This window comes from Pseudonocardia halophobica (assembly GCF_027922425.1).
GTDB lineage: Bacteria > Actinomycetota > Actinomycetes > Mycobacteriales > Pseudonocardiaceae > Pseudonocardia > Pseudonocardia halophobica.
Genome location: NZ_BSFQ01000002.1, coordinates 36840 through 58577 on the forward strand (window position 1 = coordinate 36840; position 21738 = coordinate 58577).

Below are 21738 nucleotides of genomic sequence, written 5' to 3' on the forward strand. Positions count from 1 at the left end.
GCCGGCGAGGGCGATGCCCAGGAGCAGGGCGGTCGTCAGCGCCCAGCTGACGACGCCGTTGACCATTCCGTCGTTGACCCGCGGCCACAACGCCGAGGCCCGGCCGCGGCCCCGCCGAGCAGGAACGCGACGAGGCCCAGGACACCGGACACGACGACGGCGGTGGTGGAGCTGCTGGTGGTCGTGTGGCCACCGGTGGTGGTGCTGTTCGTCTGTGTACTCACTGGTCGTCCTCCTTCGACTGTGTCTCGTTCTCGTGCCTCACCGACCGCGGCGCCGCCACGCGCCGACGCCGACGAATCCGGCGAGCCCGGACAGCGCCCCGGCGAGCAGGGCACCGCGGTGCATCGAGGCCCACAGCACCGGGTCACGGAAGTGGGCCTGGTCGTCGAAGGAGCCGTGGGCCCCGCGGTCGTCGTCCTCGTCGCCGGGGGCGAAGAGGTTCGGGCCGTACCGGGGCAGGTCCGCCCCCGTCTGCTGGCCCGTGACCCCGGTGCGGGCCAGGTAGGAGCGCACGAGCGTGGGCGCCACGCGCTCGCCGAGGATGGTGTAGGCGGTGGAGATCCCGACCCAGATGCTGCGGCGGGGGTGCTCGGCGACGAACCGGACGGCGCGCGCGGCGAGCTCGGGTTGGAAGACCGGCGCCACCGGGCGGGGATGGCCGGGCACCTTGGTGAGGTTCCAGTTGAACTGGGGCGTGTTGAGCCCGGGCAGCTGCACCATGCAGATCTTGACGCCGCTCCGCTCGTGGGCGAGCTCGGTGGCGACGGCCTCGGTGAAGCCCTTCACGGCGTGTTTGGCCCCGCAGTAGGCGGACTGCAGCGGGATGGAGCGGTAGGCCATGGCCGAGCCGACGTTGACCACCACCCCGTGGTCGCGCGGACGCATCCGGGCCAGCGCGGCGCGGGTGCCGTTGACCTGGCCGAGGTAGGTCACCTCGGTCATCCGCCGGTATTCCTCGTCAGTGGTGTCCCAGAAGTAGGCGAGGGACCCGGCGAACGCGACGTTGACCCACACGTCGATCGGGCCGAGCTCGTCCTCGACCTGCTGGGCGGCCCGGTCAACGGCGACGGCGTCCGCGACGTCCGTGGGAATGGTCAACGCCGTGCTGCGGCCCGCGCCGAGGATCTCCTCCGCGGCGCCCTTGAGGCCGGCGGCGCCGCGCGCGAGGACCGCGACGTCGTAGCCGTTCTCGGCGAACTCGCGGACCGCGGCCCGCCCGACCCCGGCGGTCCCGCCGGTGATGACGACGACTCCGCTGCTCATGTCGCTCCCTTCCAGATCAGTCGTGCGGCGCCCGCCAGCCCGCCGAGCGTGGCGCCCGCCAGTGCCACGGGTACGCCGACCCGGACGGCCCTCCGCACGGCAGGTGGTGCCGGTCGACCGATGGCCGCCTGCCCGGGGGGCCGGGGACCGGAGGACCCGTTCCGCAGGGCCAGGGCCATGACCTCGCCGAGGTGCAGGGCCCGACGCCCGGCGCCGGCGTCGGCGATCTGAGTCGTGCAGGAGAACCCGTTCGCGACCACCACCGTGTCCGGGTCGGCGGCCCGGACGGCGGGCAGGAGGGCCTGCTCGCCGCAGGCCATCGAGATGTCGTACTTGCCCTTCTCGAACCCCCACGACCCGGCCAGGCCGCAGCAGCCGCCGGTCAGCGGCTCGACCTCCAGGCCCATGCGCCCCAGGACGCGTTGCTCCGGGTCGATCCCCCCGGTGGCCCGGTGGTGGCAGTGCACCCAGAGCAGCGCCCTTCCGGGCAGCCGGGGAGGGTCGATGTCGTGGCGGTCGAAGAACTCGCCGAAGTGGAACGCGTTGCCGGCCAGCCGCCGTGCGTCGTCGTCGTGCGGCAGCATCTTCACCAGCTCGTCCTTGAACACCGCAAGGCAGCTGGGCTCCATCCCGACGACGGGCGTGCCGGCCCGGATGTCGTCGCGGAGCACGTCGAGCACGCGCCGCAGGTACCGGTCCGCCGCGTCGAGGAATCCGTAGTCGTAGAGCGGGCGTCCGCAGCAGACGTGCACCTCCGGCATGACGACGCGCCAGCCCGCGGCCTCGACGGCCTCGACGCAGGCCACCCCGACGTCGGTGTGCAGGTGGTTGGTGAAGGTGTCCGGGAACAGCACCACCCGAGGCCCGTTCGGGTTGCGGGTGCCGCCGCGGGCGGCGAACCACTGCTGCAGGGTCTGCGGTGCGAAGGTGGGCAACGGGCGGCGCGGGTCGATCCCGGCCGCGAGCTTCGCCAGCCGGGCGAGCCCGGGGGTCTGCGTGACCGCGTTGACCAGCTCGGGCATCCGGCACGCGAGCCGGGCGGCCTGGTCGATGAACCCGAAGGCGTAGGCGTGGCGCGAGCGCCACCGCCGCCACGACTTGTAGTGGTGGTACCGGAACTCCGCCTTGTAGGTGGGCATGTCGACGTCGACCGGGCAGTCGCTCGTGCAGCCCTTGCACGCCAGGCACAGCTCCAGGCCCTCGGCGACCTCCTTCGACTGCCACCCGTCGGTGATCACCTCGCCGCGCAGCATCTCGAAGAGCAACCGGGACCGCCCGCGGGTGGTGTGCTCCTCCTCGCGGGTCACCTGATAGCTGGGGCACATCGTCTGGGTCGGCTCCGGATCTCGGCACTTGCCGACACCGACGCAGCGCAGCGCCGCGTGGGCGAAGTCGCCGCCGTCCTGGGCGTAGGCGAACCGCACGTCGGGCCGCCAGGGGTTGTAGTCGGTCCCGAGCTTGAGGTTCTCGTCCAACCGGTACGCGTCGACGACCTTGCCCGGGTTCATCTTCGCGTCCGGGTCCCAGATCGCCTTGAACTCCCGCATCGCCGTCATCAGCCGCGGCCCGTACTGCTTCTCCAGCAGCTCGGCGCGCTGCTGCCCGTCGCCGTGCTCCCCGGACAGCGTGCCGCCGTAGCGGGCGACGAGATCGCCGGCCGCCTCCATGAAGGCGCGGTAGTGGCGAATCCCCTCCGCGGTGCGCAGGTCGAAGCTGATCCGGGAGTGGATGCAGCCCTCGCCGAGGTGGCCGTACATGGCCCCGACGAGGCCGTGCTCCGCGTACAGGTCCTTCAGGTCCCGGACGTAGTCGGCCACCCGGTCCGGGGGCACGGCGGAGTCCTCCCAGCCGGGCCAGTGGTCCCCGTCGGCCGGGAACGCCGTGGAGCCGAGTCCGCTCTCCCGGATGGCCCACAGGTCCTCGCTGTTCCCGCCCTCCTGCGTGCTCTTCGCGACCCGGATGCGGTCCTCGGCGTAGCCCTTGTCGTCACGCAGCCACCCCACGAACTCCCGGCACCGGCCCACCGACTCCTCCGTGGTGTCGGCGCCGAACTGGACCATCAGCCAGGCGCCGCCCTCCTCGCGGCGGGGCAGCTCGTGCAGGCCGGCGACGTTGATGTGCTTGAGCTGCTGGTCCTCGATCAGCCGCTCGTCGATCGCCTCGAGCCCGATCGGCTTCCACGCCATGATCTCGGGGACGTGGCTCGCGGCCTCGACCAGTTCGGGGTACTGGATCAGCACCGTGGTGCGCTGGAACAGCGCCGGCGTGAGCATCAGGACCGCCCGCAAGGCGATGGCGCAGGTGCTCTCGGTGCCCACCAGCGCACGGGCGACGTTGAATCCCCGCTCGGGCAACAGCTCGTCGAGGTTGTAGCCCGACACCCGGCGGGGCAGCACGTCCACGGGCTGGTACCCGGCGCGGATGTCCTCGGCGTAGCGGTCCCGCAGATCGCGCAGCTTCGCGTAGATCTCGCCCTTGCGGCCGCCCGCGGCGATGATCTCGTCGAGCCGGTCCTCCTCGTCCACGCCGACCCAGAAGCGCTCGCCGCCGTAGGTGACGACCTCGAGAGCATGGGTGTTGTCCGACGTCCGCGGTCCGGGCCCGTAGTGCCGGGCCTGGACCGAGTGGATACCGCAGGAGTTGTTGCCGATGTTGCCGCCGATGGTGCACCGGGAGTGCGAGGACGGGTCGGGCCCGAACACCAGCCCGTGCTCGCCGGTGACCTTGTTGAGCTGCTCGTTGATCACCCCGGTCTGTGCCGTGACGAGGCGACGCCCGGCGTCGACCTCCTCGACCCGGGTGAGGTACTTCGAGAAGTCGATCACGACGGCGGTGTTCACCGTCTCGCCGGACAGGCTGGTGCCGCCGCCGCGGCAGACCACCGGGGCCCGGTAGCGGTGGCAGGCCCTCACCGTCTCCACGACGTCGTCGAGGGTCCTCGGCACGACCACCCCGATCGGAACCTGCCGGAAGTTCGACGAGTCGTTGGCGTACAGGGCCAGCGAGCCATGGTCGAAGCGCACCTCGCCGCTGACGTGCCGCCGCAGGTGCTTCTCGAGCCCCTTCGCGTTGATCGTCGCCGTTCCGACCATGCCGGCCGCGAAGCGGGCGTCGGGGCGGGCGGGGATGGTGACGGTCATTCGTGCTTCCCCGGCAGGGCGTCCCGCACCGATTCGGTGAACTCGTGCATCTTCTGCTTGGCGCCCTTAGTCATGACGCCGGCCTCCTCGGGGTCGCCCTTGAGCATGGCCTTCGCCGACTTCTTGCCGAGCTCGGACTTGATGTGCGGCGGTACCGGCGGGATCTCGGGATCGACGACGACCTCCAGCACGACCGGCCGGTCGGCGGCCAGCGCCCGGTCCCAGGCGGGGCCCATCGCGACCGGGTCGTCGACCTTGATGCCCTCGAACCCGAGGAGCTTCGCGAACTCGGCGTAGGGGACGTCCGGGATCCACTGCGAGCCCATGAACTTGGGGTCGGCGGACTCGGCCCGCTGTTCCCAGGTCACCTGGTTGAGGTCCTGGTTGTTGAACACGCAGAAGATCAACGTCGGATTCTGCGCCGTCAGCTTCTCCAGGTACCGCTTGACCGTGATGAGCTCGTTCATCCCGTTCATCTGGAACGCCCCGTCGCCGACCAGGGCGATCACAGGCCGGTCCGGGTAGGCGAACTTCGCCGCGATGGCGTACGGCGTACCCGCACCCATCGTGGCCAGGGTGCCGGCCAGCGACGCCTTCATCCCCTTCCCGAGGCGTAGGTACTGGGCCCACCAGTTGGTGGCCGACCCGGAGTCGGTGGTGAGGATCGCGTTCTCCGGCAGTCGCGGGGAGAGCTCGTAGGCCACCAGCTGCGGGTTCACCGGGTCCGCGGACTCGTGGGCCCGGTCGTCGAGCACCCGCCACCACCGGTCGACCTCGTGCTCGATCTTCTCCCGCCAGGACCGGTCCTCCTTGCGCTGCAGCATCGGGAGCAGGGCCTGCAGCGTGTCCTTGGAGTCACCGATCAGGTTGGCCTGGGTGGGGTAGCGGACCCCGATCATCCGGCCGTCGATGTCGATCTCGACGCACCGGCACTGGCCCTCCTCCGGTAGCCACTCGGCGTAGGGGAAGCTGGTGCCGACCATGAACAGCGTGTCGGCGTTCATCATCAGCTCGTAGCTGGCGGTCGAGCCGAGCAGCCCGATCGGGCCCGTGACGTAGGGCAGGTCGTCGGGCAGCACCTCCCGGCCGAGCAGGGTCTTGGCCACGCCCGCCCCGAGCAGTTCGGCGGCGGCCACGACCTCGTCCTGGGCCTCCGCCGCGCCCTGCCCGACCAGCATGGCCACCTTGGAGCCCTCGTTGAGGATCTCCGCGGCCCTCGCCAGCTCGGCCTGCGGCGGTGTCACCCGCGGCTTGGTCCAGCCGACGCTGCTGTAGACGGCGCCGTGGACCCGCGGCGGCGACGGCTGCGCCTCCTCCTCCTGGACGTCGACCGGGAAGATGATGGTGGCGACGGTGCGGTTGGACAGCGCGACCTTGCAGGCGCGGTCGACGAGGTGCCGGGCCTGGGCGGGGTGCATGCAGGTCTGCACGAACTCGGAGACGTCACTGAACAGCAGCGTCGGGTCGATCTCCTGCTGGTAGGCGGCACCGAGCGAGAAGCGCTTCTGCTGCCCCACGATCGCCACCACCGGCTGGTGGTCGAGCTTCGCGTCGTACAGGCCGTTGAGCAGGTGGATCGCGCCGCCGCCCGAGGTGGCCAGGCAGCAGCCGAGCTCGCCGGTGAACTTGGCGTGCCCGCCCGCCATGAAGGCGCCCATCTCCTCGTGCCGGGGCTGGATCAGCTCAGGGTCCCCGTTCGCGCGGTCCAGGGCGCCCAGGAACCCGTTGATCCCGTCGCCCGGATAGCCGTAGATGCGGTGGATGCCCCATTCGGTGAGCCGTTCCAGGACGAAGTCGGCGGTCTTCGGCATGTCGGTCCTTCACCTCGACGGTATGTGCTGACACCCCCGCCTACCCGTGCGCCAAGCCCGATTCGCAGAGCCCACCATACGATTGCCTGACGAAGCGCTCGGGAGCATCCGAAACCGGGGGAAAGCCGGGAGCCGGTGGTAGTCGCGGCCCATGGAGAGCGTCGACGAGCAGGCGGGCGTCGCCGTGGAGGCGATCGATGCCGCCGCCTACACCATCCCCACCGACGCACCCGAGTCCGACGGGACCCTCGCGTGGGACTCGACCACGCTCGTGGTCGTGCGGGTGCACGCGGCCGGCCGGACCGGGATCGGCTACACCTACGCCGGCCCCTCGGTCGTCCAGGTGGTCGCCGGGAAGCTCGCCGGTGTGGTCTGCGGGCGGGACGCCACCGCTCCCGCCGCCTCGTGGGCGGCGATGCTCCCCGAGGTGCGCAACCTCGGCCGGCCCGGCCTGGTCGCCGAGGCGATCTCCGCGGTCGACGTCGCTCTGTGGGACCTGCACGCCCGGCTCCTGGACCTCCCGCTCACCACGGTGCTCGGGGCGGTCCACGACGCCACCCCGATCTACGGCAGTGGAGGGTTCACCTCCTACGACGACCGTCGTCTCGCCGAGCAGCTGTGCGGGTGGGTCGAGGCGGGGATCCCGCGGGTGAAGATGAAGGTCGGCCGCCACCCGCCGGGGGACCTTGACCGGGTGCGGGCCGCCCGCCGGGCGATCGGCGACGACGTCGAGCTGTTCGTCGACGCCAACGGGGCCTGGACCCGCAAGCAGGCCCTCGGGTGGGCGTACCGGCTCGCCGAGCACGACGTGCGCTGGCTCGAGGAGCCGGTCAGTTCCGACGACCTCGAAGGGCTGCACCTGCTGCGCGACCGCGGCCCCGGAGGCATGGACGTCGCGGCGGGGGAGTACGGCTACGACCTGCCGTACTTCCACCACATGCTCGAGGCGGGGGCCGTCGACTGCCTGCAGGCCGACGTCACCCGCTGCGGCGGGCTGAGCGCCCTGGTGCGGGTCGCCGCCCTCTGCGACGCCCGCAGCATCGACCTCTCGCTGCACTGCGCGCCCCAGGTCTCGGCGCATGCCGGCACCGCCGTGTGGCACCTGCGGCACCTGGAGTACTTCCACGACCACGCACGGATCGAGCGGATCGCCTTCGACGGCGTGCTCGAACCCGAGGCCGGCGGGGCGCTGCGCCCCGACCGCTCCCGCCCCGGGCTCGGGCTCACCGTGCGGGACGGGGACCTCGAGCCGTACCGCGTTGCGTGAGGACATGACCGTCGAGACACGCAACCGCCGGGCGGTGCGGCCGCAGGCCGAGATCCCGCGGCTGCTGGTGCTCGCGGGTGGGCGTGGCGGCTGCTCGCCGTCGGGGTCGCGGTCTACGCACTCGTGCGGATCCTCGCGTTGATCTGGCTGGTCGTGGTACCGGTCGTCGCCGCGGTGCTGCTGGCATCGCTGCTGCGACCACTTGCCCGCCGCCTGGTGCGGTGGCACGTCCCCGGGCCATTGGCGGCCCTCGTCTCGCTGCTCCTCACGGTCGCGGTGCTCGCGGGCGTCGGGTTCCTCGTGCAACTACAGGTGACGGCTCAGCTGTCGGCGTTGGTCGACGACCTCGTCGACACGGTGCAGCGGATGCGCCCGCTGCTGGCCCGGCTCGGCGTGGGCGACCTGCGGCTCGACCGGCTGGAGACCGGGGTCGTCGACTGGCTGCAGGCCCACCGCGACCAAGCGCTCAGCCTGGCGCAGACCGGCGCCGGCGTGCTGGTCGACACGGGCACGATGATGCTCCTGACACTGTTCGTCACCTTCTTCCTCCTCTACGACGGCGAGCGCGTGTGGCGCGGCGTGCTGGTGCCCTTCCGGGGGGTGGCGCGGCAGCGGATGGACCGCGCCGGCCGGGCCGCGTGGGGAGTGGTCACCGCCTATATGCACGGCACCGCGGTCATCGCCACGATCCACGGGATCGTGATCGGCCTGGTGCTGTTCCTGCTCGGCGTGCCCCTGGCGTTGCCGCTGGCCGTGCTGGTGTTCCTCGGCAGCTTCGTCCCGATCGCCGGCGCGCTGGTCGCGGGTGGGGTCGCCGTGCTCGTCACGCTGGCCACGAAGGGCTGGGTGGCGGGTCTGATCCTGCTCGTGGTCCTGATCGCGGAGGACCAGCTCGAGGGCCACGTGCTCCAGCCGCTCATCGTGGGCCGCTACGTGCGGCTGCACCCGCTGCTCATCGGCCTGGCCCTGGCCGTGGGGTCGATCCTCGGCGGGATCGTGGGGGCGGTGGTGGCGGTCCCGCTCGCCGCGGTCCTGCGGCACACCGTGCCCGTCCTGCTGGGGCGTCCGGCCCTGAGCGACGGACCCGCGGACGGGGATCCGACCGGGGGGACCGGTGCGGACGACGCCGCCGACCCCGTCGGGCCGCCGGACGGCCAGCGCACCATTCGGACAGGAGGACGTTCGTGATCGCCGTCGGTCTTGCCCTCGTCGCCGCCGCGCTCAACGCCACGGCGTCCGTCCTGCAACGGCGGGCGGCCCGCGACCAGCCCGACGAGCAGGAGTTCTCCTTCCGCATGCTGCTGGACCTGGCGCGGCGGCCGGCGTGGATCGGTGGGATCACCGCGGTCGTGATCGGCTTCGCGGCCCAGGCCGTGGCCCTGACACTGGGTCGGGTCGCAGTCGTCCAGCCGCTGCTCATCGCCGAGCTGCCGTTCACCATCCTGCTGGCCGCCCTGGTGTTCCACCTGCGTCCGGGAGGGCGGGAGTGGTGGTCGATCATCGCGCTTGCGGTCGGTCTCGCTGCGGTCGTCTTCGCCCTGGCCCCGAAGGGCGGCGACCCGGTGGCGGTGTCGGGATGGGAGTGGGTGCTCGGCTCCGGCGTGACCGCGGGCGCCGCCACCACCGCGCTCCTGCTCGGCCTGCGGGCGCAGGGGCCTCGACGGGCGGCAGCGTTCGGCATCACCACCGGCATCGTGTTCGGGTACGTCGCGGTTCTGGTCGCCGCGGTCGGTGCGCAGTCTCGCTTCGGGCTGCACGGCGTGCTGACCGCCTGGCAGACCTGGGCGGTCGTGGTCGTCGGCCCGACAGGGTTCTTCCTGCTGCAGAACACCTTGCGGGCGGGCAACCTCGTCGCCTCCCAGCCGGGCATGACGTTGGCGAACCCGCTGGTGGCGACGGCGTGGGGGGTCGTCGTGTTCAAGGAACAGGTGCGCGGTGGCCTCTGGCCTGTGGTGGCCGGGACGGGAGGCGTCCTGCTCGTCGGCGGCACCCTCCTGCTCGCCCACTCCCCGCTGCTGAGCGACGAGCGGGGCGCGGAGGATGACGACGAGGCCGGCGACGACACGTCCGGCGACGTCCCGCACGCCGGCGGCGCGGCAGGAGACGAGGACGGCGCGAGCCGGGGCCCCGGCGGCGCCCGCGAGGGCCAGCCGACCTGGCCCCGGCGGCCGACCTGACGACCTGCTGACGATGTCCCCGATCCCCGGGCATGGCGGCTTCCCTCCGGACCGGGCCGGGTAAGGCCGTCCGCAGCGAAGGCGAGGTGAGTCATGACTGCACGTGAGCCGCACCGGCCCGCACCGCGTGACCCCCGGTTCGACGTCGATCCCGACCGAACGGCGCCGGGGCGCCGGGGGACGACGGAGTTCGGGATCGTGCCGTGGTGGACCGCGGCGGCGATCGTCCTCCTGGCCGCCGAGACCGTACTCGGCACCGCGGCGGCCGTCGTCGTCGGCCTGCTGGCCCTGGGCGTCGGTCTGAAGCAGTGGTGGACCGAGCGACGGTCGCCGGGCGAGGGGACCGGGGACGGCCGGGGCCGTGGTGACGGCGGAGGTGGCGGCGGTGGCGGAGGGGGCGGTCTGCCGCGCCGGCCGGGTCCTCTCACGTTCCCGCCCTGAGACGGGCGGAGCCTTCGCCGTCCCCGGCCGTATCGGCTCAGGAACGGTCCCCACCGTCTCCAGGGGCGGCGGGCTCCTCGGTGGCGGGCCATCCGAGCGCGAGCAGCATCGCGGCCCGTCGGCTCGGGATGTCCAGGTCCAGCAGCTCCCGCAGGCGTCCCAGCCGGTACCGCACCGTCTGCGGATGGACGTGGAGGTCGTCGGCGACGGCCCGGCCGTTGCCCATGTGCAGGAGCCAGCTGCCCAGGGTCTCGAGCAACCGGCCGGCACTCGGGTCCGGGAGATCCAGTACCGGGCCCAGCAGCCGGGCGCGCAGCGCGTCCAGCAGCTGCTCGTCCCGCTCGGGCACGGGCCAGTCGGCACGCGCGGCGACCGCCCGCAACGCCCACGCGCCGGGCGCCTCGGCCAGGAGCAGGCCGAGAAGCTCATGGCGGTGGCGGCGGATGCTGGGCTGCTGTTCGCTCCGGGCGTCGAGATAGCCTTCCCGGCCGGCCGCGGACAGCTCCTCCACGGCGGCGAACACCGCGGAGGCCAGACCGGCGAACTGCGCCGAGGGCAACCGGTGCAGGAGGGCGACGTCGGCGACGTGACGCCACACGACGCTCGCTCCGATCCGATAGGCCGCGAGGAGGGCGTCGACGTCCTGGTGCTGCTGGTGGTGGGCCCGCCCGATGGTGACGAAGAGGGCACGTTCGGCCTCGGTGACGAAGCCGGGTCGGGCGTGATGACCCTGCGCCGCCACGCAGAAGAGCCGCTCGAGGAAGGCTCCCGCGAGCACGTTGGCGAACTCGGAGTCGACGAACCTCGCGTAGCCCGGATGGTCCGCGGCGAGCTGCTCCGCGACCTCCGTGAGCACACTCGGCAGGCGGATGACGATCTCGGACACGAGGGGCTGCGGAGGAGGTGTCGGCGCCCCGGCGGTCACACGTGCGTCCTTCCTGGTGAACTTGTGCTGCGCCGCGCGTACCCGATCCCGGGGAGGGCACACCGCCTGCTGACCTTGCGGTCGGCTTGCAGGTGCGGGTCAGCGCGGCGCCGGCCGTTCGCCCGGTGCCGCGGTCGACGGGCCCGGTTCGGTGACGGCCGGGCGGGGTGCCCCGAGGTCCGGCACGACGGTCACGGTCGGGGTGGCCATCGGCGGCACCATCGACGGGTCGATCGGCTCCGGACGGTCCTCGGTGGTGACGCCGCACCCGGCGAGCAGCACGGCCAGCAGCACGCCGGCCGCCGCCTGCCCGGCGAGGGGGCGGCCGGGCCGTCGGTGGTTCCGCCGGCTCGTCCGGACCCTCCCGCTCATCCGGAGCCTCCCGGGATGACGACGACGACACGGGCGCCCCCCGCCGGGCTGTCCTCGATGCGGATCCGGCCCTGGTGGGCCCGGACATGCCGGGCGACCAGGGCGAGCCCGAGGCCGGCGCCCCCGCCACCGTCCCGGCGTCCGGCGTTCGCGCCCCGGGAGAACCGCTCGAACACCTCCTCCCGCAGCTCCGGCGGGATGCCGGGCCCGGCGTCGTCGACCTCGATCCGGACTCCGTCGGCGCAGGTCGACACCCCGATCCGGACGGCGCCGCCGGCGTGGTGGTCCGCGTTGTCCAGCAGGTTGCCGACGACCCTGTCGAGGCGGCGACGGTCGACCAGGACCTTCGGGGGCGTCCCCTCGACCTCCACCGCGATCCCGCGGCGTGCCCCGACCGCGTGAGTGACGATGTCGACCACGTCGCACACCTCCAGATCGCGCTCGTCGATCTGCTCCTCGCGGGAGATCTCCAGGAGGTCGGTCACCATCTTCCCGAAGCGGTGCACGTCCGCGTCGAGCAGGTCGACGGCCTGCCGCGCGGTCGGCGGCAGTTCGTCGCGCCGGCGGCGCAGGACGGCGACGGCGTTGACCAGGGTGGTCAGCGGGGAGCGCAGCTCGTGGCTCACGTCGCTCGCGAAGCGCGCGTCCCGGCGAACGCGGCGCCGAAGGTCCTCCGCCGTCCGGTTGAAGGTGGCGGCCAGCGGTGCGAGGTCGGCGTCGTCCTGTTCCGGGAGGCGGGCGTCGAGGTCGCCGGCCGCCACCCGCGCGGCGGCGTCGCGCAGGTCCGTCAACGGGCGCAGCGCGCGTTTTCCTGCCCACCCGCCCAGGGCCAGGCCGAGCAGGCCGCTGACACCCACGCCGGCCACGAGCACCCCGCTGAGGAAGCGGAGGGTCGCGTCCAGCTCGCTGAGCGGGACGAGCTCCACGTAGACCGCACCCTGCAGGGGCACCGCCACGGCGAGCACGGGTATCCCGCCGGCCACGATGCGCTGCCGCGCCGCAGTCCCGGAACCGGCGAGGGCGAGGAGGTCCGGGGGGAGGGCGTCGACGTCGAGCTGCCGGCCGCTGGTGGTCCAGGTGTCGTTCCGGCGCACGGCCACCGTGATCTCGCCGCCGCCGGCGAGTCCCTGGAGAAGGTCGTCGGATCCGTCTCGGGCGGGGTCGCGCAACGCGTCCTGCACGAGGCGGGCGTCGACGGCGGCCTGGCTGGTCGCCCCCTGTTCCCGCTTGGCCAGCAGATAGCTCGACGCCAGGTGCCAGGTCGCCGCGGCGAGCAGGCCGGTGATCGCGAGCGAGACCGCGGCGAAGGCGATGGCGACGCGCCACCGCAGGGGCAGCCGCGGCCGCAGGATCCCGCGCGTGCGCGGTCTAGTCGCCGGCATCGGACCGGCCGGCGGCCCGGTACCCGGCGCCGCGCACCGTCAGGACGAGCGTGGGGTGGTCCGGGTCGCGTTCGATCTTGCAGCGCAGCCGGCGGACGTGGACGTCGAGGAGTCGGGTGTCGCCGAGATAGTCGTACCCCCACACCCGGCGGAGCAGGTCCTCGCGCGTCACGACCCTGCCCTCGGCCGCGGCCAGCTCCACGAGCAGGCGGAACTCGGTGCGGGTCAGGTGGACCTCGGCGGGCTCGGGCCCGCGGTTGCTGCGCACCACCCCCTCGTCCGGGCGGACCTCGATGTCGCCGACCTGCAGGCGGGCCGCCTGCGCTCCGGGGCGCCGTCGTCGCAGCAGCGCCCTGATCCGTGCGGCGAGCTCACCGGCCACGATCGGTTTGGTGACGTAGTCGTCGGCGCCGGCCTCGAGGCCCGCGATCACGTCCGCGGAATCCGACCGGGCCGTGATGATGATGATCGGCAGGTCGCCCTGGGCCCGGAGCCGCCGGCACACGGTGAGGCCGTCCGTTCCCGGCAGCATGAGGTCGAGCAGGACGAGGTCGACGGTGTCCCGGCCCAGGGTCGCCAGGGCCTCCTCGCCCGACGGTGCCGTCGCGACGGTGAAGCCCTCGTCGTCGAGGGCGAGCGAGAGGGCCTGCCGGATGCGGCCGTCGTCGTCCACGAGCAGGACGCGCTCGCGCACGTCGACGCGCGCAGGACGATCCGCCCGCGCCGGGGAGGCGGCGGGTCCGGGGTGTGGTGTCGACGTCATCGAGGACATGGTGCTCCGATCAGACGCGATCCGGCGACCGGGCGCCATCGCGTCCGCCGTGTACAGGGGAATCGTCAGGCGATCGTCAGGTCCGCACGGCGTCGATCGCCTCGGCGAGCACGGCCACCCCGTGGTCGAGCTCGTCGTCGGTGACGGTGAGCGGGGGTATCACCTTGACCACCTCGCCCTCCGGGCCGGCCGTCTCCACGATCAACCCCCGGTCGAACGCCGCCCGGGCGACCTTCGCCGCCGTCTCCGGCACCCGGAAGCTCAGCCCGCAGGCGAGTCCGCGCCCGCGGACCACGATCTCGCCCGGCCCGACGGGCAGGGCGATGCGCAGCAGCGCCTCGCGGACCTTCCCGCCCTTGCGGACCACGTCACGCTCGAGCGTGTCGTCGCTCCAGAACTGGTGGATGGCCTCGGTCCCGGTGACGAACGCGGGGTTGTGCCCGCGGAAGGTGCCGTTGTGCTCACCCGGGCCCCAGACGTGCTCGGGCTTGATCAGGACGAGCGCCATCGGCAGCCCGTGACCGCGCCGACACGGGCCACCCGGCTCGACGCGCAGCACCCCGGCGACGGCGAGGCCTGGCTCGACCTGTGCCGCCGGTGGGAGGTCCTGCAGGAGCCGTTCCTGCGGACGCTGTTCACGACCTTCCCGCCGGTGCGCGGTCCGCTGCAGCTGTTGCGCCGCATCGGCACGGCCGAGGCGCTGCGCCTGGCGCGGTTCCTGCTGCTGCCGGCCAAGCGCATGGGGGAGGAGCTCTTCGGCGGGGAAGGCGTGCGGCTGCTGCTCGCCGGCAACGCGGTGCACGCCGACATCCCCGTGACCTCCCCGGTCAGCGGGGCCTACGGCTGGCTGCTGGCGATGCTCGGCCAGCACTTCGGCTTCCCGGTACCCGTCGACGGGTCCGGCGGTCTCGCGGACGCGCTCGCCCGGCGGGCGGAGGCGGCGGGTGCCCGGCTGCACACCGGGGAGCGGGTGGAGCACGTGGCGGTGTCCGGCGGACGGGTCCGGTCCGTCCACACCGCGGCCGGCACCACCGTCCGCGTCCGGCGTGCCGTGATCGCCGACGTCTCGGCACCCACCCTGTACCGGGACCTCCTGCCGCCGGACGCCGTGCCCTCCTGGGTGCACCGCGACCTCGACCGGTTCGCCTGGGACACCCCGGTGGTGAAGCTCGACTGGGCGCTGGACGGGCCGATCCCGTGGCGGACGCCCGAGGTCGGCGGGGCCGGGACCGTCCACGTCGGTCGGGGAGAGGACGGCCTGGTTCGGTGGAGCGCCGTCATCGAGTCGCGGCGGCTGCCGGAGTCGCCCTTCCTGCTCGTCGGGCAGATGACCACGGCGGACCCGAGCCGCTCGCCCGCCGGCACCGAGAGCGCCTGGGCGTACACGCACCTGCCCCGGGGTGTCGACGACCCGCCGTCGGCCGACGAGCTGGCCCGCCGGGCCGAGGGCGTGCTGGAGCGGTTCGCGCCCGGGTTCGGCGCGCGCGTGCGGCACCGGACGGTGCAGCGACCGTCGGACCTGCAGGACGCCGACCCGAACCTGGTCCACGGGACGATCAACCGGGGCACCGCACAGCTCTTCCAGCAGCTGGTCTTCCGGCCGGTGCCCGGGCTCGGCCGACCGGAGACGCCCGTCGGGGGTCTCTATCTGGGCAGCTCGTCGGCGCACCCGGGGGGTGGCGTGCACGGCGCCTGCGGCTGGTTCGCCGCGCGCGCGGCCCTGCGCGCCCACGGGCGCGCGGGCCTCCTGCACCGGGCGGCGACGTCGGCGGTGCTCGAGCTGCTGCAGCGCTCGGGCAGGGAATGAGGAGCGGCGGAGCGGGTAGGTCGGCCGTCGAGGGCGAGCAGGCGAGCGGAGAGGAGTCGAGATGACGGACGCAGGAGCGACGGGCCGGACGCGGTCCGAGGAACCGGTGCGCGCCTTGACCGAGGACGTGCGGGCCCTCGTCCGCAGCGAGGTGCGGGCCATGCGCGAGGACCTGCTCGGGGAGCTCGGCCGGGCACGCACCGCGAGCCTGCTGCTGGGTGGGGCGGGGGCCCTCGGCCTCCTGGCCACCGGCTCCTCGGCCGCCCTGCTGATGCGCCTGCTCGACACCGTCCTGCCGCGCGCCGCGTCGGCCGCCGTGGTGACCGGGGTGTACGGCGGGGCGGCCGGGGCCCTCGCTGTGGCGGGTCTGGGCGAGCTGCGTCGTGTCCGGGAGCAGCTCGGCGAGACCGTCGACCGGGTGCGAAGCGAGGTCGCCACCGCGCAGGGCTGACCGCGGCCCGGCGGGAGCGCCACCGGAGCCGTTCCGGGAAGGCTGTCTCAGAGCTGTTCCCGCACGCCCGGCTCGATGGCGACCTCGCCCGGGCCCCCGCGCTCGGCGGCGAGTCGCGCACGGCCCCTCCGCAGCAGCGGCAGCACAGAGCAGCGCCGAGCGTCCTCGAGGTCGGAGGCGAGCCCCGTGTACAGGGCCAGGGCGTCGAGGACGATCCCGATCCAGCCGGCGACGGTCTCCCAGCCGGCGCCCCCGGCGTACTCGTACACCCCCCCGTGACGGCGTAGCGGACGGAGGTGGGCCCGACCTGCGCGGACAGGGCGGTGGGCAGCCAGTGCAGCTGCCGGCCGGACAGGACGACGGTCGCGGCGGCGAGCCCGGCCATCCCCAGCGGGAGCGGGTTGCCCAGCGGGCGCAGGAGGACCCGGACCGGCGGGCCGGAACCGTCCGGGGCTCGTCGGTCGTCGGACGCCACGGGGTCAGTGCTCGCCGGCGGGTGCGGCCGGGGTCCGCGTCGTCGTCGGGGTCGTCGTCGGGGTCCCCGTGGCCGGGCGGCCCTCCTCCAGGCGCTGCCGCTGGGGCACGACGGTGTACTTCGGGTCCTCGGCGGACTGCAGCCCGGCGTGGAAGATCCCCCACCGGGTGGCCGCCGACGCGGCCACCAGCGCCGCTCCGGAGAGCGCTGAGGCGATCCGGTTGCGCCGGCCGAGGACCGCCCCGGCCGCCCCGGCCAGCGCGAGGACCTTCGACGCCCGGAGGTACCTGCCGCCGGTGCCCGACGAGTACGGCTCGGCCGTCATGCCCATCCGGCGCTCCATCAGCTCCACCGAGGCCAGCTCCGCGCCCACCCCGAGGACGGCGAGGGCCCGGGCGGGAGCCTGCTCGCGCAGCGGTGCGGCGACCAGACCCAGCCCGCCCGCGGCGGTCGCGCCGGAGCCGACGAAGACGTAGGGCATCTCCCGGTGCCCGTCGTGCCAGGCCGGGACGGCGGTGTCACTGATCAGGGCGGCGGTGTAGGAGGCCACCGCGGGGCCGAGGGCGGCGGCACCGGTCGTGGCGGCGGCACCCACGCGCGGCAGCCGGCCGGTCACGGCCGAGGCGGCCGCGACACCCGCCAACGGGACGTAGCCGGCGAGCAGCCACGAGCCGACGCTCATCGGGGAGGTCACCTTGACCACGCGCAGCATGTTCAGGAAGCGCGCGGGCTTGCCGAGGTCGTGGACCAGCGCCACGAGCGACAGCAGCCCGCCACCCAGGGCCGCGACCGTGCTCGAGCGGGCCAGGCCGGGCCGTCCGGAGGCCCGGGCGCCGGCCCCGAGCACCGACGACGCCCCGGCGAGCCCGCCGAGGAACAGGTAGCCGGGGATGTCGGGTGCCGTCCAGACCGGCGGGTTGAGGATCGGCATCCCGTAGTAGGAGCGGAAGTCGGCGTCGGGCACCATCGCGCGCTCCGCCCGCGCCCGGCCGCGTCGGCGGCGGCCGCCCTGCCGGCCGTCGGCGCGGACCGCGCCGGTCGTCGCCTCGCGGTCCGGCCGACCGCCCCGCACGCCGTCCCGAGTGACCTCGGACTCGCTCATCGCCGCCTCCCACCGGTCACGATCGTCGAGGCGAATGCCGCCGCCACGCCGCCCACCAGGGACAGCGCGGCCATCCCCACGTGCTTCCACATCCGGGGCAGGTCACGGGTCGTGACCACGGGGTCCGGCGGCAGGCCGTACACCTCCGGCTCGTCGAGGAGCAGGAAGAACGCCCCGTCGCCACCCACGCCGTCGTCCGGATCCCGCCCGTAGAGCCGGGCCTCGGTGATCCCGGTGTCGTGCAGCCGGGCGAGCCGGGCGTCGGCCCGCTCGCGCAGCTCCTCGAGCGGGCCGAACTGGATGGAGTCGGTGGGGCAGGCCTTCGCGCAGGCGGGTTCGGCCCCCACCCCGAGCCGGTCGTAGCAGAGCGTGCACTTCCAGGCCCGCCCGTCGTCCTTGCGCTGGTCGATGACGCCGTAGGGGCACGCCGGGATGCAGTAGCCGCAGCCGTTGCAGATGTCCTCCTGCACCACCACCGTGCCGAACTCGGTGCGGAACAGCGACCCGGTGGGGCAGACGTCCAGGCAGGCGGCGTGGGTGCAGTGCTTGCACACGTCCGACGACATCAGCCACCGGAAGTCCCCCGCCGCGCCCGGTTCGGCGGGCGAGGCGGGTATGTGCGCGGGAGCGCTGGAGCTGCCCTGCCCCGCGAGGGACAGGACGTCCAGGTGCCCGAGGTCGTGCTGGGTCGGGTCCGCGCGCGGGAGGCCGGGATCCTGCCCGCCGAGCGGGCGGCGCTGCTCGACGAAGGCGACGTGCCGCCAGGTGTCGGCCCCCAGGCCCTGGCTGTTGTCCATCGAGGTGCCGGGGAACCCGCCGTCCGGGAAGTCGGCGGGGATGGCGTTCCACTCCTTGCACGCCACCTCGCAGGCCTTGCACCCGATGCACACCGAGGTGTCGGTGAAGAAGCCCATCCGGGGCGGGTGCCCGCCCGTGCCGTCGCCGTGGCCGCCGAGGGCGGCCGGGTCGGCGTCCCCGGACAGGGCGTGGCGCAGCTGCGGCTCGGCGGTCATGTCCCGTCCTTCCCGTCCTTCCCGGCCGCCCCGCCGACCGCGGGGTCGAGTCCGGTCCGCTCGGTGATGCCGGCCCGCCGGTGGTAGTCGGCGACCAGGGCGAGCCGGTCCGGTCCCCGCGGCCGCCGGCCCGGCCGGATGTCGCAGGCCAGGGCCTTGGTCTCCATGATGTGCACGTTCGGGTCCATCACCAGGCTGGTCAGCTCGTTCGCCGCGTCGCCGGTGACCAGCCCGTTGGGCCCCCAGTGGTAGGGCAGCCCGACCTGGTGCAGCACCCGGCCGGCCACCCGCAGCGACGGCATCCGGTCGGTGACCATGACCCGGGCCTCGATCACGTTCCGGGCCGTCACGACGTGGGCCCAGCCGCCGTGCTCGAGCCCGCGCTCGCGGGCCAGCTCGGGCGCGACCTCGCAGAACATGGTCGGGGCGAGCTCGGACAGGTAGGGCGACCAGCGGCTCATCCCGCCCGCCGTGTGGTGCTCGGCGATGCGGTAGGTCGTGAGGGCGTACGGGAAGACCTGCGCGCCCGGTTCGTCCCCGCTGGGCTGGAACCTGTCCGCGGGGTGCACCACGGGCTCGATCTGCCGGACCGGGTTGCGCTGCTGGCGGTACAGCGGGTTGTCGACCGGCGACTCCTGCGACTCGTAGTGCGCCGGCAGGGGGCCGTCGGTCAGCCCTGCGGGGACGTACAGCCAGGCCTTCCCGTCGGCCTGCATGATGAACGCGTCGGTCCCGGACAGGGCCGCGACGCCCGTGGCGTCCTCGGGTGGGACGTGGTCGGGCGCCTTGGTCGGCGAGAAGTCCGGGACGTCGTGCCCGACCCACTTCTTCTCGTCGGCGTCCCACCACAGGTAGGCCTTCCGCTCGCTCCAGGGCGTGCCGTCGGGCGCGGCGGAGGCGCGGTTGTAGAGGATCCGCCGGTTGGCGGGCCAGGCCCAGCCCCACTCCTTCGCGACCCAGTCCTGCTCGGTGCCGGGCTTGCGCCGGGCGGCCTGGTTGACGCCGTCGGCGTAGGTGCCGCAGTAGATCCAGCACCCGCACGCGGTCGACCCGTCCGCCCGCAGTTGCTGGTAGGAGGACAGCGGGGTGCCGTGCCCGTCCCAGCCGTTGATCTCGGCGAGCACGGCCTCGGCCTCCGGCTCGTCGTCGCCGGGGTGGGAGGGCATCGGCTTGGTGGGGTAGTCCCAGGTCAGGTCGAGAATCGGGCGGTCCCGCTCGTCCGTGCTGCCGGCGAGCCTCTCCCTGATCTTCCGGCCCAGGTGGAACAGGAACCACAGGTCGCTGCGGGCGTCGCCGGCAGGTTCGACGGCCTGGTGGTGCCACTGCAGGAGACGCTGGGTGTTGGTGAAGCTGCCGTCCTTCTCGGTGTGGGCGGCGGCGGGCAGGAAGAACACCTCCGTGCCGATGTCCTCGGTGCGCATCTCCCCGGTCTCGATCTCCGGGCCGTCCTTCCACCAGGTGGCGGACTCGATCAGGGAGAAGTCGCGGACGACGAGCCAGTCGAGGTTGGCCATGCCCAGCCGCTGCATCTTCGCGTTCGCCGAGCCCACGGCGGGGTTCTCGCCGAGCAGGAAGTAGCCCTTGCACTCGCCCTCGAGCTGGGCCATGACGGTCTCGAAGGAGCTGTGGCTGCCGGTCAGCCGCGGCAGGTAGTCGAAGCAGTACTCGTTCTCCGCCGTGGCCGCCGGTCCCCACCATGCCTTGAGCAGGCTGACCAGGTACGAGCCCAGCTCGGCCCAGTAGCCCTTCTCCGCCTTCTCCGCGGCGACGTAGGTCTGCAGATCCGTGGACGACTCCGCGTGCAGCATCGGGATGTAGCCGGGCAGGATGTTGAACAGCGTCGGGATGTCCGTGCTGCCCTGGATGCTGGCGTGGCCGCGCAGCGCGAGGATCCCGCCGCCCGGCCGGCCGATGTTGCCCAGCAGCGCCTGCAGGATCGACGCCGTGCGCACGTACTGCACGCCGACGGTGTGGTGCGTCCAGCCCACCGAGTACACGAAGGCGCTCGTGCGCTCCGGGGTGGAGTTCTCCTCGAGCAGCTCGCACACCCGCAGGAACGTCTCCATCGGCACGCCGCAGGTCTCGGCGACCATCTCCGGGGTGTATCGCGAGAAGTGCCGCTTGAGGATCTGGAACACGGTGCGCGGGTGCTGCAGGGTCTCGTCGGTCTCGAAGTCGCCGGTGATCCCCGCGCCGCCCGAGCCGTGGGCCTCGCCGCGGGCGGCCTCCCGCACGCCGGACCGGGGCCCGTCGGACCCGTCCTTCCCCTCGACCCGCTCGCCCGCGACCTGGTATCGGGCGCCGGAGGCGGCCTGGACCTCCCCGCCCTCGTACTGCCAGGTCGAGAAGTCGTAGTGCCGCTCCTCCGGGTCGAGCCCGGAGAAGACGCCGTCGAGGTCCTCGGTGTCGACGAAGTCCTCCCCGACGAGCGTCGAGGCGTTGGTGTAGGCCACGACGTAGTCGTGGAAGTACCTCTCGTTCTCCAGGACGTGGTTGATGATCCCGCCGAGGAACGCGATGTCCGTGCCGGCGCGCAGCGGGACGTGCAGGTCCGCGAGCGCACTGGTCCGTGTGAACCGCGGGTCGACGTGGATCACCGTGGCCCCGCGCGCCTTCGCCTCCATCACCCACTGGAACCCGACCGGATGGCACTCGGCCATGTTCGAGCCCTCGATGACGATGCAGTCGGAGTTCTGCAGGTCCTGCTGGAAGGTGGTGGCGCCGCCACGACCGAACGAGGTCCCCAGACCGGGAACCGTGGAGGAGTGTCAAATACGGGCCTGGTTCTCGATCTGGATCGCGCCCAACGCCGTGAACAGCTTCTTGATGAGGTAGTTCTCCTCGTTGTCCAGCGTCGCGCCGCCGAGGCTGGCGAAGCCCATGGTGCGCCGGACCCGCATGCCCTCGTGCTCCCACTGCCAGCCCTCGCGACGGCTGGCGACGACCCGGCCGGCGATCATGTCCATCGCCGTGTCCAGGTCGAGGTCCTCCCACTCGGTGCCGCCTGGGCGCCGGTAGCGGACGGCGTACTCGCGGGCGTCCCCCGTGGTCAGCTGCAGGCTCGACGAGCCCCGCGGGCAGAGCCGGCCGCGGCTGATGGGGGAGTCGGGGTCGCCCTCGATCTGGACGACCCGCTCGTCCTTGACGTACACGTTCTGTCCGCAGCCGACGGCGCAGAACGGGCAGACCGACTTGGTGACGTGGTCGGCGTCGGCGATCCGGGGCTGCAGCGTGCCGCTCGTCCTGCTCTTCGCGGCCGACCCGCGGCCGAGCGGGTCGCCGTCGGCCCACTGCCGGTAGACGGGCCAGGACTCCATCCAGCTCTTGACGCCCATCG

The 21738-nt window shown here is 73.4% G+C and carries 18 protein-coding genes; 6 read left to right on the forward strand and 12 right to left on the reverse strand.

Annotation, left to right across the window (positions count from 1 at the left end; genetic code table 11):
- Positions 1-261: 261 nt before the first annotated feature.
- From PKE99_RS02555 to PKE99_RS02565, 3 genes are read right to left on the reverse strand one after another with little or no spacing between them, the layout of a single operon-like run.
- Positions 262-1266: an SDR family oxidoreductase gene (locus PKE99_RS02555; RefSeq protein ID WP_037039587.1), complete on the reverse strand. Its 1005-nt coding sequence runs from the start codon at positions 1264-1266 to the stop codon at positions 262-264.
- Positions 1263-4406, reverse strand: a complete 3144-nt coding sequence (locus PKE99_RS02560) for an FAD-binding and (Fe-S)-binding domain-containing protein (protein WP_037039589.1) — start codon at positions 4404-4406, stop codon at positions 1263-1265. Before PKE99_RS02560 ends, PKE99_RS02555 begins: the two co-directional genes overlap by 4 nt.
- Positions 4403-6217, reverse strand: coding sequence for a thiamine pyrophosphate-requiring protein (locus tag PKE99_RS02565; RefSeq protein WP_037039591.1), 1815 nt, complete (start codon positions 6215-6217; stop codon positions 4403-4405). Before PKE99_RS02565 ends, PKE99_RS02560 begins: the two co-directional genes overlap by 4 nt.
- A 151-nt stretch (positions 6218-6368) precedes the next feature.
- On the opposite strand from PKE99_RS02565, the gene PKE99_RS02570 reads away from it, so the two are divergent.
- The 4 genes from PKE99_RS02570 (at position 6369) to PKE99_RS02585 (ending at position 10102) form a co-directional block, all read left to right on the forward strand.
- A complete protein-coding gene (locus tag PKE99_RS02570; RefSeq protein WP_037039592.1) occupies positions 6369-7484 on the forward strand; it encodes an enolase C-terminal domain-like protein in 1116 nt (371 codons plus the stop codon).
- Between the two features lie 123 nt (positions 7485-7607).
- Entirely contained in the window at positions 7608-8672 is a 1065-nt protein-coding gene (locus tag PKE99_RS02575) for an AI-2E family transporter (RefSeq protein ID WP_051736593.1), read from the forward strand.
- Positions 8669-9661: a DMT family transporter gene (locus tag PKE99_RS02580; protein WP_051736594.1), complete on the forward strand. Its 993-nt coding sequence runs from the start codon at positions 8669-8671 to the stop codon at positions 9659-9661. Before PKE99_RS02575 ends, PKE99_RS02580 begins: the two co-directional genes overlap by 4 nt.
- Before the next feature lie 93 nt (positions 9662-9754).
- Positions 9755-10102, forward strand: a complete 348-nt coding sequence (locus PKE99_RS02585; protein ID WP_037039595.1) for a hypothetical protein — start codon at positions 9755-9757, stop codon at positions 10100-10102.
- Positions 10103-10139: 37 nt separating this feature from the next.
- Here the strand turns inward: PKE99_RS02585 and PKE99_RS02590 are convergent, their stop codons facing one another.
- From PKE99_RS02590 to PKE99_RS02610, 5 genes are all read right to left on the reverse strand, one after another.
- Positions 10140-10988, reverse strand: a complete 849-nt coding sequence (locus PKE99_RS02590) for a helix-turn-helix domain-containing protein (protein ID WP_156067004.1) — start codon at positions 10986-10988, stop codon at positions 10140-10142.
- Positions 10989-11126: 138 nt separating this feature from the next.
- Positions 11127-11399 (reverse strand): hypothetical protein, encoded by a 273-nt coding sequence (locus PKE99_RS02595; RefSeq protein ID WP_037039598.1) that lies wholly within the window; start codon positions 11397-11399, stop codon positions 11127-11129.
- The gene (locus PKE99_RS02600) at positions 11396-12781 is read right to left on the reverse strand and encodes a sensor histidine kinase (RefSeq protein WP_051736595.1); all 1386 of its coding nucleotides are present in this window, start codon (positions 12779-12781) and stop codon (positions 11396-11398) included. The genes PKE99_RS02595 and PKE99_RS02600 overlap by 4 nt, the downstream gene beginning before the upstream one ends.
- The gene (locus PKE99_RS02605; RefSeq protein ID WP_081923709.1) at positions 12768-13544 is read right to left on the reverse strand and encodes a response regulator; all 777 of its coding nucleotides are present in this window, start codon (positions 13542-13544) and stop codon (positions 12768-12770) included. The genes PKE99_RS02600 and PKE99_RS02605 overlap by 14 nt, the downstream gene beginning before the upstream one ends.
- Positions 13545-13629: 85 nt before the next feature.
- The gene (locus tag PKE99_RS02610) at positions 13630-14061 is read right to left on the reverse strand and encodes an aminotransferase class III-fold pyridoxal phosphate-dependent enzyme (RefSeq protein WP_271214837.1); all 432 of its coding nucleotides are present in this window, start codon (positions 14059-14061) and stop codon (positions 13630-13632) included.
- Positions 14062-14070: 9 nt separating this feature from the next.
- Between PKE99_RS02610 and PKE99_RS02615 the strand changes: the two genes are divergently transcribed.
- Both PKE99_RS02615 and PKE99_RS02620 read left to right on the forward strand, forming a co-directional pair.
- Positions 14071-15360, forward strand: coding sequence for a phytoene desaturase family protein (locus tag PKE99_RS02615; RefSeq protein WP_271214838.1), 1290 nt, complete (start codon positions 14071-14073; stop codon positions 15358-15360).
- 61 nt (positions 15361-15421) lie between these two features.
- Entirely contained in the window at positions 15422-15811 is a 390-nt protein-coding gene (locus tag PKE99_RS02620) for a phage holin family protein (protein ID WP_051736598.1), read from the forward strand.
- A 47-nt stretch (positions 15812-15858) separates the two neighbouring features.
- Here the strand turns inward: PKE99_RS02620 and PKE99_RS02625 are convergent, their stop codons facing one another.
- From PKE99_RS02625 to fdh, 4 genes are all read right to left on the reverse strand, one after another.
- Complete coding sequence (locus PKE99_RS02625) at positions 15859-16080, reverse strand: acetate uptake transporter family protein (protein ID WP_051736599.1); 222 nt, start codon at positions 16078-16080, stop codon at positions 15859-15861.
- Between the two features lie 210 nt (positions 16081-16290).
- On the reverse strand, positions 16291-17388 hold the full coding sequence (nrfD, locus tag PKE99_RS02630) for an NrfD/PsrC family molybdoenzyme membrane anchor subunit (protein ID WP_063739618.1): 1098 nt from the start codon (positions 17386-17388) through the stop codon (positions 16291-16293).
- The gene (locus tag PKE99_RS02635; RefSeq protein ID WP_051736600.1) at positions 17385-18401 is read right to left on the reverse strand and encodes a 4Fe-4S dicluster domain-containing protein; all 1017 of its coding nucleotides are present in this window, start codon (positions 18399-18401) and stop codon (positions 17385-17387) included. Before PKE99_RS02635 ends, nrfD begins: the two co-directional genes overlap by 4 nt.
- The gene (gene fdh, locus PKE99_RS02640; protein ID WP_197040404.1) at positions 18398-21736 is read right to left on the reverse strand and encodes a formate dehydrogenase; all 3339 of its coding nucleotides are present in this window, start codon (positions 21734-21736) and stop codon (positions 18398-18400) included. The genes PKE99_RS02635 and fdh overlap by 4 nt, the downstream gene beginning before the upstream one ends.
- Positions 21737-21738 lie beyond the last annotated feature (2 nt).